This window comes from Rhizobium sp. BK399 (assembly GCF_014194695.1).
Classification (GTDB): domain Bacteria; phylum Pseudomonadota; class Alphaproteobacteria; order Rhizobiales; family Rhizobiaceae; genus Rhizobium.
Genome location: NZ_JACIAH010000021.1, coordinates 24,200 through 38,634 on the forward strand (window position 1 = coordinate 24,200; position 14,435 = coordinate 38,634).

Below are 14,435 nucleotides of genomic sequence, written 5' to 3' on the forward strand. Positions count from 1 at the left end.
CTGATTTAGGAGGGCAGATGTCCAAGCGCACTCAGGTCGATACGAACACGAACGACAACTATCCCCCGCTCCCGCCCATACAGACGGGCATTCGTGGCCTTTGTCCACGATGCGGCAAAGGCCATCTGTTCAAGGGCTTTCTGACGCTTCGTCCAAACTGCGAGGTCTGTGGGCTCGACTACTCCTTCGCCGATCCCGCCGATGGTCCGGCCTTCTTTGTCATCTGTTTTGCCTGCATTCCGACGGTGCTGCTCTCGGTATGGCTCGAGGTCGCGCACAATGCGTCGATCTGGACGCAGATCTTCGTCACCGGACCGTTCCTGCTCGCGACCTGTATTCCACCACTTCGGCCGCTCAAAGGCTGGCTGGTAGCCTCCCAGTATTTCTACAAGGCCCAGGAAGGCAGACTAGCCAAGGGCGACGAGATCGATGCCGACTAGAGGAGGTCGTTCATGAAGCCGATTGAACATCGTTCGACGCATAACTTCGATGAAGCGTTGGAGGCGATAAAGATCGCCATCGGCAAAGCAGGGTTGACCATTTTCGCTGAAATCGATCACGCGCAAGCCGCTCGCGAAAACGGGCTGTCGATGCCGGAGACACGCGTTCTCATCTACGGCAACCCGAAAGTCGGGACCCCTTTGATGACGGACGCGCCCTTGACGGCTCTCGACCTACCACTGCGCCTGCTCATCAGGGAGCTTCCCGGAGACAGGGCCGCGATTGCCTATCATCCCCTTGCGGAGATGTTCGAAGCCCTCGGCGTGAAAGGCCCGGACGCGGCTCGTTTCGACAGCGCCCAACGGACGATAGCCGAGGCGGGTTGCATTTCGAGCTGTCGCTAATCATCTGACGAATAGGAAAGACCGCGGCCCACCAAAGCGGAATACTCCAGATCAAGAGGCGACAACGGCGCCTAACGATATTGGAGACCGGAATGCAGCTCTACTACCATCCGCTATCCGGCCACTCGCATCGGGTCAGGCTCTTCCTTACGCTCGTCAACGAGCCGTTCGAACTCGTCGAGGTGGACATCCGCCGGGGTGAGCAGAAGACGAACGAATTCCTGAAGATGAACAGGTTCGGCCAGGTGCCAGTTCTCAAGGACGGCGACACCGTTCTCGCGGACTCGAACGCGATCCTGATCTATCTGGCCAAGAAGCTCGGACGGCACGACTGGCTGCCCGAGGATCCGATGGGTGCGGCGGCAGTTCAGCGCTGGCTCTCGGTCGCAGCAGGCGAGGTGGCATACGGCGTCGCTACGGCACGAAGAATACGGATATCCGGTCCGAAACCTGTCCCGGACGAAGTGCTGTCGAGATCCTATGCGCTCCTGAAGGTTTTGGACGACGAGCTTGAGACAAGGAATTGGCTCGCGGCGTCCTCGCCGACGCTCGCTGATCTGGCCGTGTACGGCTACGTGGCGCGGGCGCCCGAGGGAGGGATCGATCTGACCATCTATCCCAATGTCCAGTCATGGCTGTGCCGGGTCGAGTCTCTCCCTGGCTTCGTGCCTTTCGCCAAGACCGCAGTCGGCGTAGCTGCGCCCGCTTGAGGAAATAGACACCCGCAATTCGGAGGTTCAGCGCATGACATTCAAGCCGGATGTTTCAATCACCAGACGGGAAGCGGTGATCGCCGGATCGGCAGTCGCGCTCGCTCTTGCACTGCCCGCGACGGCTGCCGAAGCCGCCACAAAACAGAAACCATCACCAGCAACGGAGCACAAGTTCATGGGTACTGTGAAAGTGAAGGACGGAACCGAGATCTTCTACAAGGACTGGGGTCCGAAGGATGCGCAGGTCATCATGTTTCACCATGGCTGGCCACTCAGCAGCGACGACTGGGACAATCAAATGTTGTTTTTCATCGCCCAGGGCTACCGGGTCATCGCACACGACCGACGCGGGCATGGCCGCTCTTCCCACAGCCGCACGGGGCACGAGATGGATACGTACGCAGCGGACGTCGCCGAGGTGGTCGAGGCGCTCGATCTCAAGAACGCGGTCCACGTCGGTCATTCGACCGGGGGCGGGGAGGTTGTCCACTATGTCGCCCGCGCCAAGCCCGGCCGCGTCAAGAAGGCGGTGATCGTCGCTGCCGTGCCTCCGGTCATGGTGAAATCGGAGAAGAACCCCGGCGGTCTGCCGATCGAAGTCTTCGACGGCCTCCGGAAGGCGCTCGCCGACAACAGGGCGCAGTTCTACATCGACGTGCCGACCGGGCCGTTCTACGGCTTCAACAGGCCCAATGCGAAAGTCTCGCAAGGTTTGATCAACAACTGGTGGCACCAGGGCATGATGGGCGCCGCAAACGCGCACTACGAGTGTATCAAGGCCTGGTCGGAGACTGACTTCACCGAAGACCTGAAGAAGATCGAGATTCCCGTTCTCGTCATGCACGGCACCGATGACCAGGTCGTACCCTACGCCGACGCCGGGCCGCTGTCGGCCAAGCTTCTGAAAAACGCGACGCTGAAGACGTACGAGGGCTATCCGCACGGGATGCTTTCGACGAACCCGGACGTCCTGAACCCCGACATCCTTGCCTTCATCAAGGCGTAGCCGGAAGCAAGTTGGGAGGCTGGATGTCAGGCCGGCCTTCTCGACGACCGTCGAACCGCCCACGATGGCGCCCCTGTAAAATTAGTTTAGGATCACGAGCGGCCTCAGCCGTTGGCATACGGAGCTTCGTGATGGACCTGTCCCGTTACCAGATGCATTTGCTTCGCGAGGACGCTGTCAGCGCTCTCTATCGAGGCACGGCCAGCGACGGCTGCGCTCCGCTCCTACTGGTCACGGCCGCTTCTCCGGACACCGTCAGCGAATGCCATCCACGCTTCGAATACGTGCTGTCTCTCGCCGACCGCCTCGATGAAAAGTGGGCGGCAACTCCTCTGTCACTGGAACGTTACGATGGCCGGGAGTTCCTGGTGCTGCAGGACCAGGGCGGGCTGCCGCTGACTGCTGAATTAGGCCGTCCATTCGAGCTGGGCCGATTTCTTGCCGTGGCCACGAACGCAGCAGCAGCGGTGAGACAGGTTCACGAACGGGGCCTGATCCACAAGGATCTTCGCCCAGACCGCTTTCTTGCAGATGATTTGGGAGCGGTTCGGCTGCTCGGCTTTGGAAAGGCGGGCTCCCAGACGAGTGTGCCCGAGCTGCCCGCCACAGCGCGTGGCATGGCGGACTCGCTGCCATATGTGTCCCCCGAACAGACGGGGCGAATGAAGGAGCCCGTTGACGAGCGGAGCGATCTCTATTCTCTTGGCATCGTCTTCTATCAGATGCTCACGGGCGAACTTCCGTTCATGGCGGTGGACGCAATGGAATGGATCCATTCCCACGTCGCCCGCCGACCAATACCTCCGAGGGAGCGGCACGATGCCATTCCGCCTGTCGTCCAGTCGATCGTACTCAAGCTCCTCAGCAAGAACCCCGGCGACCGCTATCAGACGGCTGCGGGCCTCGAAAGCGATCTCAGGCGGTGTCTCGGCAGTTTTGCTTCGACGGGACGCGTCGAGGAGTTCGACGTGGCAACAGCAGACGCCCTGCGGCATCTCCAGGTTCCGGACAAGCTCTATGGCCGCTCTGTGGAGATACGCACTCTTTGCGAGTCGTTCGAGGTCGCCAGATCGCCGGGCGGAAAGGCTGTAGCTCTCGTCTCCGGTCCCGCAGGCGTCGGGAAGTCGTCGCTTATTCGAGAACTGCGCAAGTCGATCCCGTTCAGCGGATGCTTGTTTGCAGCCGGGAAGTTCGACCAGTACACGCGCGACATCCCCTACGCCACGATAGCGCAGGCCTTCCGCGGACTTGTACGTCAGATCCTCGGCGCGGGCGAGGCGGAGCTGGGGCGCTGGCGGTTGGCGCTGAGCGAGGCCCTCGGTCCGAACGCGCAATTGATGATCAACCTCATTCCGGAACTTGCGCTGGTGATCGGCGAGCAGCCTCCGGCTCCCGACATGGCGCCCCACGAAGCGAAGTCCCGCTTCAATCTCGTCTTCAGCCGTTTTATTCAGGTGTTTGCGCGGCCGGACAATCCGCTCGTCCTGTTCATAGACGACCTGCAATGGCTGGACATTCCCACGCTTGATCTGCTCGCAAGGATCGCCGTGGACGAGGACGTCGCAAATCTCATGCTCATTTGCGCCTACCGCGACGACGAGGTGCCTCGCGGGCATCCGCTGAACGATGCGCGCGATGCCTTCAGGGCCGGAAGCTGCCGTTATGACGAACTGCGTCTTGGCCCGCTGGACGAGGGCGAAGTCAGACACCTTCTGGCCGACATGCTTGGGAACGATGTCCCGTCGGTCGCGCGGCTGGCGAAGCTCGTGCAACAGAAGACGGGCGGAAACCCGTTCTTTGTTCTTCATTTCATAGAAGCCCTCGATCTCGAAGGAGCGCTCTCCTACGACCACGAGACCACGAAATGGAGATGGGACGAGAACAGGATCCGCGCGACGAAGATCACCGACAACGTCGCAGATCTCGTGGTCTCCAAGCTGGGCAGGCTTCCGCTCCGCGCGCTCGAGATGGTCAAGCTGATGGCATGTCTCGGGAACGGCACTTCTGCGACTATCCTTTCGCTGATCACAGCCAAGCCGAGGCAGGAGGTCGTCGGCATTCTGTGGGAGGCCGTCGAAGGGGGACTGCTGCTGCGCTCCGACGACGACTTCGTGCTTGTGCACGACAGGGTCCAGGAAGCCGCATACCGCATGGTGTCGGAGGCTGAGAGGCCGGAGATTCATTTTCGGATCGGCTCCGCGCTGATGGAAAAGCTGCCGCCGGGCGCGCTGAAGAAGCATATCTTCGAGGTGGCTGACCAACTCGGGCGCGGCCTCGACCAGGCGGTCGATCCCCACAGACTCGAGAGGATCGCCGAACTTTTCCTCGAAGCTGGCAGGCGCGCCAAGGCATCTGTCGCATACCGTTCCGCCCTCAAATATCTCAAGACGGGCCTGAGCCTGATCGAGAAGGCTGGATGGGAGCGGTACTCAATTAGATTTCCACTCGAACTCGAGAGTGCCGAGTGCGAGTATCTGTCAGGCGAGAACGAGGTCGCGGAAGCCCATCTCGTTCATCTCGCGGCAAAGGCGGAGGACGCGGTTGATCGCGGCGCCGTGGTCGGCCTACGGTCATCCCTCTATCTGACGCTCGGAGACCAGGACAAGGCGGTGGAGGTGGCGCTCGAGTACCTGCGCGACTTCGGGATCGAGTGGTCCGCTAATCCGAGCGACGCCGAGGTTCGCGCGGGCATCGACGATCTGTACGAGCGGCTAGCGGGACGATCCATCGATCAGCTCGTTCACCTTCCGCGGATGGAGGACCGCGACTGGCTCGCCGCGATGGAGGTACTCGCGTACACGATCCTCCCCGCCATCGTCACGGACGGAAATCTCGAGGAACTGATCTACCTGCAGATGGTGTCGCTCAGCCTCCGCCACGGCAACTGCGACGCTTCCTGCTATGCCTACGTCTCGGTCATCATTCCGCTTGGTCTGCGATCGGGCGACTACGCGTCCGGCGGACAGTTCGGCAGGCTGGGGCTGGAGCTTGTCGAGCGTCATGGAATGGATCGCTTCAAGGCCCGCGTCTACGCCTGCTACGGCTGCTTTTGCGTGCCCTGGACCCAGCATCTATCGATCTCGGAGAAGTACTCCCGCCAGGCAATAGCGACAGCGGTTGCCGGGGCAGACCTGGTCTTCAGCGTTGCGCCTGGGGAGGCGCTGGTTGCGCATCTTCTTATCCGCGGTGTCGATCTGGAAGCGGCTCAACGGGACGCGCAACAGTTCTTGGAAGCTGCCAGTAAAACCGGATTTTCGCTGGCGGCCGACGCGGCTGCAGGACAGCTCCTCCATATCCGGGAACTGCGTGACATTGAAGAGCCTGATCCCGCCCTCCCGGTCCGCGAGGCATTTGAAACCTATCTGGTCGAAGCAGGGGAGCGCCTGAAGCTCGTCCTAGCATGGTACTGGATCCAGAGGATCGTGGCGCGCTATCTGGCGGGAGACTACATCGGCGCACTGGCGGCATCGCGGGAGGCAGCTTCCAACAGAAGTGCGAAGTCGTTCGTCGAAATCGCAGAGTTCCACTTCTACAGCGCTCTCGCACACGCGGCGGCCGCTTCTCGATCCGACGACATGGGTCGCGGCGCGCACGTCGAGGCATTGCGGCTTCACCAGCTCCATGTCGACATCTGGGCCAAGAGCAGTCCCGAGAACTTCGGCAATCGGGCCTTCCTGCTTTCGGCGGAGATGGCACGGCTGGAAAACAGGTCGATCGACGCCCTCGAACTTTATGAGAAGGCGATCGCTTCGGCCCGGCAGCACGGCTTCGTCCAGAACGAGGGGATCGCAAGCGAACTCGCAGGGCGCTTCTCAGGCTCGCTCGGGTTGAAATCGACCGCCGAAAGCTTCCTGAAGAACTCCAGAGCGTGCTTCTCGGCATGGGGTGCGACTGCGATCGTCAGGAGGCTGGACGAAGAGAACCCAGGGATAGGGAGCGAGTCCAACGCGATAGCGAAGTCCGAAGATCACCCTCTGGAAATGGCGGCGGTCGTTGCGATGTCTCAGGCGGTGTCCGGAGAGATCGTTTTGGATCGCTTGATAGAACGCCTGATGGTGACCGTCGTGGAGCATTCCGGCGCAGTCAGGGGATTGCTGCTGCTGCCGAAGGACGGCGAAATGCAGATCGTCTCCGAGGCCGTGACCTATGACGACGGCATATCGGTAAAGCTCAACACGTTCGAGCGAAGGCTGCCGGAGACGGTTCTGGCCTACGTGACCAGGACGCAGGATGTCGTGATCCTGGATGGCGTCGGCAACGAGCATCCGTTCGCCGAAGACCCTTACGTGCGTGAGGTACCATCGACATCCATCCTCTGTCTTCCGATCGTCAAGCAGCAGCAACTTGTCGGCGTCCTCTATCTCGAGAACGGCTTGTCCACCAACCTGTTCAAGCAGGCTCAGGTTGCGGTCCTCCAGTTGCTGGCCTCACAGGCGGCGATCTCCCTGGAGAACGCTGCCCTCTACCAGGCCTCCAAGGACACCCAGGAGAAGGCCCGGCAAGCCGCCGAGGAGCTTCGGCTCGCCTACGACATGATCCCGGCGCTGGCCTGGAACAGCGATATCGACGGCACGCTTTTGAGCTTCAACAAACGTTGGCACGACTTCACCGGGCTTACGCTTGAAGAATCCCTCGGTAACGGATGGATGCGGGCCATTCATCCAGACGACCTCGACAAGGTCGTTGCGAAATGGATCGAGGTGCTCGGTGTGGGCGAGGCGGGTGAGGTTGAGGCGCGGATGATCCGCATGGATGGCGTCGCCCGTTCGTTCCTGATACGCGCGACACCAATGCGTGACCAGCAAGGAGCGATCATCAAATGGTACGGCACCAACATCGATATCGACGACCTGAAACGGATGGAGGAAGCACAGCAGCATCTCTCGCGTGCCGCAAGGCTGACCGCGCTCGGCGAGTTGACGGCTTCCATCGCGCATGAAGTCAACCAGCCGCTAATGGCCATCGTGATGAACGCGGCGACCTGCCTGAAATGGCTGAGCGAAGGCCAGCTGGAAATCGAGGAGGCCCGTCAGGCGGCCGAGCGCATCATTCGTGACAGCCACCGCGCCGGAGACGTCATCGCCAGCATCAGGGCACTCGCGCGAAAGGCGCCGCTCTCGATGGAGGCTGTCGACATCAACGGCATGATCGACGGCGTGATCGTGCTGACGCGTGGCGAATTGCAGCGGCACGGCATATCCCTGGCGACGGATCTCGATCCCGATGTGGTGTCTGTGGTGGGAGACCGCATCCAGCTGCAGCAGGTCGTTCTCAACCTTATCCTTAACGCAGCCGAGGCGATGGGATCGGCAACGGATGGGCCGCGCAGCCTGCATCTTCGAAGCGAACGGCTGGAGGACGGCAAGATCATGGTATCGGTGACGGACAGCGGTCCGGGTGTCGACCCGTCACGTCGAGACGAGATTTTCGACGCCTTCTTCACGACGAAGACAGCGGGCCTCGGAATGGGTCTGTCGATCTGCCGCTCGATCGTCGAGGCCCATGGCGGCACGCTGTGGGTGAGGGCGAACGAGCCGACAGGAAGCGTCTTCTCCTTCACCTTGAAAGGAGGCGCTGTCGTCCGGACGGCTCCGTAGGGTCTATTGACCAGGCGGTGTCGGTTCTGCGGGATGTATAATTCCGGCGAACTGGACCTGTTCTCGTTCGCTGCCACGGAAGCAGCGGCCCCAGGACTCTACAGGACGGTAGATGTCGAGCGCTCCCCTGACCCGGTAGGTGGCGTGGTAGCGGCCGCATGAGGTGATGGCGGTGTGTATTGCGAGCGCGACATTGGCCAGGTCGTCGGGATGGATGCGCTCGAGATAGGCGCACATCTTCTGCCCGCTGATCGCGCTTTCGGCAGGCAAGCCGTAGAGAAGTGCGACCGCGCTGTCGGCGAACATCACATCCGCGCTGACGTTCCAAGTGAAAATTCCTGCCTCCTCGACTTCGAGCGGGCCGAAGGACTGCAGATCAAAAATCATGGACGGCTCCGATCCTTGGAGTTTGCCGAATTGGTACCGCCGCGCCACGGTTTCTGCAACCTGAAGGCGGTCTATCGCTCTATTTCTCACAAGAACTCACAAATACGACAACGCTCCCCTTTAAGGGAATATTTGGACAGAGCGAAAGCACGGGAGGGATCGCATCCAAATTTGGCGTCTGACGAGCGTTTGACGCGCGATTTTCCTGCGTTGTCACCTAAGGTCGGCCCCACAGGCTTGCCTTCCCAATGCGCGATGCATGGTTGAATATTACAGAGAGTGTCTGGCGAAAACGCCCCTCAACTCACAGGAACATACTCGCCAATGCGACGGTGCGGGAACACCCTGTCATCGCCGCGGCCAGTCGTCCGACGGCGTTGAGGAGGCTTTAATGAATCCGGACCGTGCACACCTTCCGTCGGAAGTCTTCTCGCGGGGCTTTCACAATCTCCGTCATGGCCAGTTCGACATCACCGTGCTGAGCGACGGCTACATCACGCTTCCGTGGGACATCCTGATGCCGGAAGCGTCATCCGACGAGCGTGGAACGATCCTCGGGCGGCTCGGAGGCGATGCGGACAGCGCGCCCCTTCAGACCAACGTCCCGCTGATCCGCCACGGCGTCGATATCATGCTCGTGGACACGGGCGCGGGATCGAACTTTCAGCCTAGCGATGGACGCCTTGCGGAAAACCTGGCGTTTATTGGCGTTGACTTCGAATCCGTCACCAAGGTGATCTTTACCCACGCTCATCCCGATCATTCGGGCGGGACGACGAGATCCGATGGCTCGCTGATGTTTCCCAACGCCCACTACTACGTCAGTGAGGCCGAATGGTCGTTTTGGACCGATCCCGACTACGAGACGGCGATGCCAAAGCCCCTGCATGAGTTCGCCCGAGGGGCGCAGCGGGATCTGGTCGCCGTTAAGGACAGGCTTACTCTGGTCAAGCCGGGAGACGAGGTCGTACCGGGCATGAGCGTGGTGAGCACTCGGGGACATACGCCCGGACACATTTCGCTGGAACTCGCAGGCGATGGAAATCTCCTCATCTCTGGCGATGTCATTCCGAACAACGTCGTTTCCTTCGAGAACCCGAGATGGCACTTCGGCTTCGATACTGAGCCGGACATCGCCCTAAAGAATAGGGCTTCGCTGCTCGACAAGGCGGCAAACGAAAAGCTTCGCATGCTCGGCTACCACTGGACCTATCCGGGCGTTGGCTACGTGGAGCGGGCGGGGACTGCATTCAGGTTCGTGGAGGGCTGACGCCAATGAGTGCACGCAATCACCGAAGCTTCCCCAGAGTGCCTGCGGGCATGTACGGCATAGTGCTCGGCCTCGCCGGACTTGGCGGAGACTGGCGGCTGGCGCACGAACTCTGGGGTTTTCCCGCGATAGTCGGCGAGGCGATCAACGTGGTCGCCATCGCCGTCTGGGTGACGATCAGCGTCTTCTACGCTGCCAAATGGATCTTTGCTAGGGAGGAGGCCCTGGAAGAGGCCGAGCACCCGATCCACTGCTGTTTCATCGGCCTTGCAGGCGTTGCGACGATGCTCGTGGCCCGAGCTGTCCTGCCGTATTCGCATCCAGTGGCTCTCGTCCTCCTGTTCCTCGGTATGGCATTCTCGATTCTCTTCGCCACATGGCGAACCGGGATCATGTGGCGCGGCGGCCGCGACCACGAGGCGACGACGGCTATCCTCTATCTTCCGACCGTGGCGGGATCTCTCGTGTCAGCACTTGTCCTTGGTTCGTTCGGATACACGGGACTCGCGCAGTTGATTTTCGGCGCTGGGATGTTCACCTGGGCAGCTACCGAGTCCGTCCTGCTGCAGCGTCTGCTGACTGCGCCGGAAATGGCTCCAGCACTTCGGCCGACGCTCGGCATCGTTCTGGCTCCACCTGCGGTCGCGTGTGCCGCCTACTTGAGCATGACGTCCGGCCCGCCTGACCTCTTCGCAAACGGGCTGCTGGGCTACTGCCTTCTGCAAGTGGCGCTTCTCGTTCGCGTCGTGCCTTGGATCATGAAGCAGCCGTTCGCCCCTTCATATTGGGCGGCAACGCTCGGCACTACTGCGTTGGCATCTGCGTCCATGAGAATGGCATCCCGCGGCGGAGACGGCATCGGAGGCCAGCTGGCGCCTTACCTGTTCTTGTTTGCAAACGTCGTTGTCGGGGCAATCACAATAGGAACGATGGCCCTGCTGATCCAGGGCAGGCTTTTGACCGTCTCGCACCCACGGGCGGCGGAGTGAAGACGACCAAGCCGTCCAAATGTCAGTTGATGCTGCCGTGCGGAAGTCTGAAAAGATGTCTTATCTTGGCTGCCAATGAAACCGGATGGGCCTCCGCACCAGCGTTCCCGTCGGCCCTCAGGTGCTCCTCGGTCTCGACACGCTTCGCCAGGAGCTGGCTGAGTTCCTCGACAAGGGCAGGGCGCTCATGCATGACGCTCGCTAGATGGTCCTTCGAAATCTCGTAGACCACCACGAAGGTGAGTGCGCGCATGGTGGCTGGCTCCGGCGCGCCCATGAGAACACCCCGCTCACCGAACAGGTCGCCGGGCGCCAGGCGCGTCAGTTCCTCGCTCCTTCCATCTTCCTCGTCCCGCTCGACCGATACGACACCGCTCCGGACGATCATCAGAGATGTCATCGAAGCGTTCTGCGGAGCTATGACAAGGCCCTTCTTGAAGGTGCAACGCTTCATGGTGTTCGCCACCGTCTCCATCTCGTCTTCGGTGAGAGCCGAGAACAGCGGGATCGATGTCAGCAGGCGCCATGGCGTGCCGGGATGCTTTGAGCTTTCAGCAGGCGACGCCTCTGTCAGTGCGTTCGCCGCGGTCGACAGCTGAATTCCTGCCGCCTTAGCGTGCCTAAAGACGAGGTCGAAGATCTCGTTCTTGGCGATCCCAGTCCGGCCGAGGTTAGCGACTTTGAAGGAGAGCTCGACCTCGACCGCGGAACCATCGAGGCCCGTGACCGAGACCGACGGCGCCGGGTATTTGAGGATCGTGTTCGCGCTGAGGAGGACCGTCTTCATCGTCTCCTCGATGACCGCCGGCGACCGTGTCGGCAATGCTCTGATGACGACCTTCGAGCCATGAACGGAGTCGGTGCCAGTAAGGTTCGTCAACGTGGCTTTGGCCAGGGTGCTGTTGGGCACGATCACGAGGTCGTTGGTATCGTTGAGCAGGTGCGTCGACCTCCAGTTCGTCTCGACCACTTGTCCACGGACGCCTCCCTCGACCTCGATCCAATCCCCGACGGTATATGGCCGACCAAGGTTCAGCGCGATCCCTGAAAAGACGTCATTGAGCGTGCTCTGGAGCGCGAGACCCAGGACGATGGCGAAGACGCCAGACGTCGCTACCAGGGTACGTACCGGAAGATCGAATACGAACGCAATGATCGAAAGAGCCGCGCCGAGGTATATGAAGGCCACGAGCAAATCCTGAATAAGCCTTCCCTCCCTGGGTTTCCGCTCGAAGATCAGGAAGACGCGCACCGAACTCGCGAGCACCATCGCGCCGCCTGCCCACCAAGTAGCCTTGGCGACGCCGATGAACATCTTGTGGGTGAGGTCCTCGTCGCCAGTGACCGTCGTCCATGGAGCGACGTCGTGACCCACGAGCAGGATGGTGAGGATGGCGAAGAAAGCGATGTGGACGATGAAGCGGTGCGTCGGGCGGCCCCGGACAAGCGTTCTCGCTACGACGAGTGCAACGACCAGCGCCGCGAACTGCGTGATCGGATCGAGCAGAAGGCGAAGCACGTCGTCCAGGTTCATAGGGTCACTTCATGTGGTTGGTTTCGATCCGCGCAATTGACAGTGCAAGCGCTGCCCTCGTCAAGAAGGAGACATGACGAGAGAGGGAGGGGCGGCCGAAAGAGGACTGCCCCGTGGAAGCTCAGACCTGAGCCTTGCCGCCGTCGGCGAAGAGTTCGACGCCGTTCACGAAGCTGGAATCGTCGGAAGCCAGAAAAAGCGCTGCTTTTGCGATCTCTTCAGGCTCGCCGACGCGGCCCAGCGGGATCGTGGACGCGAGAGCATCGAGGAAGCCCTGTTGCGCGTTCTTGTCGTCGCCCACGAGTTCCACAAGGCCGGGAGTGCGGGTCGGTCCAGGCGACAGCACATTCACGCGAACGCCCTTGCCCTTGAGGTCGAGCGCCCACGAACGGGCAAGGTTGCGTACTGCTGCCTTCGAGGCGGAGTAGACGGAGAACGCTTCCGTTCCTTCAATACTGGTCGTGGAGCCGATCAGGACGACCGAGGAGCCTTTGTTGAGAAGAGGAAGCGCCTTCTGTACTGTGAAGATCACGGCCTTCACGTTGCGCCCGAAAGTGTCGTCGACCTGCTCTTCGGTGATCTGACCGAGAGGAAGCACGCTCCCGCCGCCCGCGTTGACGACGATGGCGTCGAGACGTCCGTGGTCGGCCTTCACCTGCGCAAACAGGCGGTCGAGGTCTTCCATCTTGGTGGAGTCGGCATTGACGGCGGTAACGCTGCCACCGATGTCAGCGACTGCGGCGTCGAGCTGTTCCTTGCGGCGTCCAGTGATGTAAACGTGGGCGCCCTCGGCGGCGAACAGCTTTGCGGTGGCGAGGCCAATGCCGCTGTTGGCGCCTGTCACGATGGCGACCTTGTTCTCAAGTCTCTTGGTCATGCGTTTCTCCTTATTGGGGACGTGCGAAGGCGTTCAGCCAGAACACGCTCGGGCTGTTGAGGTATGGTGTAGTGGGGAGGAGCTATCTGGGTGCTCTCAACCCTATGGAATATGTTCGCTCGATGGGAATGTAGCTCGCTCGGGGCTGTTGGGCTTTCGATTAAGTCGGATTGATCTATTCACTTGCGACACAAACAAACGGGCTTCCGCCTCGTGACGGAAGCCCACGTCGAACTCAGGCGGGGGTGGTCGCCCAGGTCCGCCGTGTTCCGAGATAGGTGCTCGGCCGAACGGGCCCAATGCCCCAAATTTGGTGTATGCAGCTGAGCGATGCGCGGTCGTCTAACGCAATCTCACACCGAGACGGTCCAAATCATGGTAGTGGTGGCAAAGGGTAGGTCATGAGCCATCACGATCGTCACATATGGGACAGGGAGCCCCGTCGGCTGGCGGCCTTCGAGGTCGCGATACGCGACGTCGTGGGGAAGTTCGGGCTGAACTTCTTCCTGGTTTCCGTCTTTCCAGAGGCGGCTCGTGGCGGCCTTCTCGATAACCTGATCACGACCAATTGGCCGGGCGATCTCCTGCAAAGCTATCGGTCGACCGACATGTTCACCCAGAGCAACATCGTCGCAAAGCTGAAGGAAAGCGTGCTCCCGGTCTCGTCGGAGCAATTGCTCTTTGCCCGGGCGGAAAGGGAAGGCGTGGCAAGCCAGATTGGCGGGGTGTTTTATGACGACGGCTTCGCGTGCAATGTGGGAATCTCCCTGCATGACGCCAAGGCGCGGCAATATCTCTTCATGCTTTCGGGATCGAACTGCTCGAATGCAGAGCTCGCCGATCTGGTATACGATTTGATGACCGCCTTGGACGATCTCACGCGCGGCAGCGGCGCGATCAAGCTTCTCTCGCGAAGGGAAATCGAGTGCCTACGGTGGTCAGCGGCAGGCAAGAGCAGCGACGAGATCGCTATTATCCTCGGTCTGAGCAGCCACACGGTGACGGCATACTTAAAAACTGCCATCAAGAAGCTAGGCGTGACCACCCGCATTCAAGCTGTCGTCGCGGCCTATCGGCTGAAGCTGCTCTGAGCAGCATGCTCGGCAGTGTGCAGCCCTCATGCTTTCTGTGTCTTCCTCGTGGGCTAAATCCGGAAACGGACATTGCATTCCTCGAACACCATCGACGGCCACACCTCGCTCAGGGTTTTCCTTGCT

The 14,435-nt window shown here is 60.8% G+C and carries 11 protein-coding genes; 8 read left to right on the top strand and 3 right to left on the bottom strand.

All coding sequences use genetic code 11. The features are described 5' to 3' along the window. Positions 1–17 precede the first annotated feature (17 nt). The 5 genes from FHT97_RS27285 to FHT97_RS27305 all read left to right on the top strand — a co-directional run bounded on the left by FHT97_RS27285 (position 18) and on the right by FHT97_RS27305 (position 8,161). On the top strand, positions 18–440 hold the full coding sequence (locus FHT97_RS27285) for a DUF983 domain-containing protein (protein ID WP_183864789.1): 423 nt from the start codon (positions 18–20) through the stop codon (positions 438–440). Positions 441–452: 12 nt separating this feature from the next. Next, on the top strand, positions 453–845 hold the full coding sequence (locus tag FHT97_RS27290) for a DUF302 domain-containing protein (RefSeq protein ID WP_183864790.1): 393 nt from the start codon (positions 453–455) through the stop codon (positions 843–845). Between the two features lie 92 nt (positions 846–937). After that, complete coding sequence (locus FHT97_RS27295) at positions 938–1,555, top strand: glutathione S-transferase family protein (RefSeq protein ID WP_183864791.1); 618 nt, start codon at positions 938–940, stop codon at positions 1,553–1,555. A 178-nt stretch (positions 1,556–1,733) separates the two neighbouring features. After that, entirely contained in the window at positions 1,734–2,564 is an 831-nt protein-coding gene (locus tag FHT97_RS27300; protein WP_183758951.1) for an alpha/beta hydrolase, read from the top strand. Between the two features lie 131 nt (positions 2,565–2,695). Next, complete coding sequence (locus tag FHT97_RS27305) at positions 2,696–8,161, top strand: AAA family ATPase (RefSeq protein WP_183864792.1); 5,466 nt, start codon at positions 2,696–2,698, stop codon at positions 8,159–8,161. A 3-nt stretch (positions 8,162–8,164) separates the two neighbouring features. Here the strand turns inward: FHT97_RS27305 and FHT97_RS27310 are convergent, their stop codons facing one another. Beyond that, on the bottom strand, positions 8,165–8,548 hold the full coding sequence (locus FHT97_RS27310; protein ID WP_183758915.1) for a PAS domain-containing protein: 384 nt from the start codon (positions 8,546–8,548) through the stop codon (positions 8,165–8,167). 391 nt (positions 8,549–8,939) lie between these two features. On the opposite strand from FHT97_RS27310, the gene FHT97_RS27315 reads away from it, so the two are divergent. After that, positions 8,940–9,818 (top strand): MBL fold metallo-hydrolase, encoded by an 879-nt coding sequence (locus FHT97_RS27315; RefSeq protein WP_183864793.1) that lies wholly within the window; start codon positions 8,940–8,942, stop codon positions 9,816–9,818. Between the two features lie 5 nt (positions 9,819–9,823). Continuing rightward, positions 9,824–10,807, top strand: coding sequence for a dicarboxylate transporter/tellurite-resistance protein TehA (tehA, locus tag FHT97_RS27320; protein WP_183758918.1), 984 nt, complete (start codon positions 9,824–9,826; stop codon positions 10,805–10,807). Between the two features lie 22 nt (positions 10,808–10,829). Here tehA and FHT97_RS27325 read toward each other — a convergent pair whose 3' ends face one another. Together FHT97_RS27325 and FHT97_RS27330 are read right to left on the bottom strand one after the other, a co-directional pair. Continuing rightward, on the bottom strand, positions 10,830–12,341 hold the full coding sequence (locus tag FHT97_RS27325; RefSeq protein WP_183758920.1) for a mechanosensitive ion channel family protein: 1,512 nt from the start codon (positions 12,339–12,341) through the stop codon (positions 10,830–10,832). A 121-nt stretch (positions 12,342–12,462) separates the two neighbouring features. Next, complete coding sequence (locus tag FHT97_RS27330; RefSeq protein WP_183758921.1) at positions 12,463–13,218, bottom strand: SDR family oxidoreductase; 756 nt, start codon at positions 13,216–13,218, stop codon at positions 12,463–12,465. A gap of 401 nt (positions 13,219–13,619) precedes the next feature. Here FHT97_RS27330 and FHT97_RS31475 point away from each other — a divergent pair, with 401 nt between their 5' ends. After that, positions 13,620–14,309, top strand: a complete 690-nt coding sequence (locus FHT97_RS31475) for a helix-turn-helix transcriptional regulator (RefSeq protein ID WP_183758923.1) — start codon at positions 13,620–13,622, stop codon at positions 14,307–14,309. Positions 14,310–14,435: the final 126 nt, after the last annotated feature.

What these genes read in the sequence shown, in the direction of transcription:
- FHT97_RS27285 (WP_183864789.1), top strand. Translation starts at nt 18, where the DNA reads ATGTCCAAGCGCACTCAGGTCGATACGAACACGAACGACAACTATCCC.
- FHT97_RS27290 (WP_183864790.1), top strand. Translation starts at nt 453, where the DNA reads ATGAAGCCGATTGAACATCGTTCGACGCATAACTTCGATGAAGCGTTG.
- FHT97_RS27295 (WP_183864791.1), top strand. Translation starts at nt 938, where the DNA reads ATGCAGCTCTACTACCATCCGCTATCCGGCCACTCGCATCGGGTCAGG.
- FHT97_RS27300 (WP_183758951.1), top strand. Translation starts at nt 1,734, where the DNA reads ATGGGTACTGTGAAAGTGAAGGACGGAACCGAGATCTTCTACAAGGAC.
- FHT97_RS27305 (WP_183864792.1), top strand. Translation starts at nt 2,696, where the DNA reads ATGGACCTGTCCCGTTACCAGATGCATTTGCTTCGCGAGGACGCTGTC.
- FHT97_RS27310 (WP_183758915.1), bottom strand. Translation starts at nt 8,548, where the DNA reads ATGATTTTTGATCTGCAGTCCTTCGGCCCGCTCGAAGTCGAGGAGGCA.
- FHT97_RS27315 (WP_183864793.1), top strand. Translation starts at nt 8,940, where the DNA reads ATGAATCCGGACCGTGCACACCTTCCGTCGGAAGTCTTCTCGCGGGGC.
- tehA (WP_183758918.1), top strand. Translation starts at nt 9,824, where the DNA reads ATGAGTGCACGCAATCACCGAAGCTTCCCCAGAGTGCCTGCGGGCATG.
- FHT97_RS27325 (WP_183758920.1), bottom strand. Translation starts at nt 12,341, where the DNA reads ATGAACCTGGACGACGTGCTTCGCCTTCTGCTCGATCCGATCACGCAG.
- FHT97_RS27330 (WP_183758921.1), bottom strand. Translation starts at nt 13,218, where the DNA reads ATGACCAAGAGACTTGAGAACAAGGTCGCCATCGTGACAGGCGCCAAC.
- FHT97_RS31475 (WP_183758923.1), top strand. Translation starts at nt 13,620, where the DNA reads ATGAGCCATCACGATCGTCACATATGGGACAGGGAGCCCCGTCGGCTG.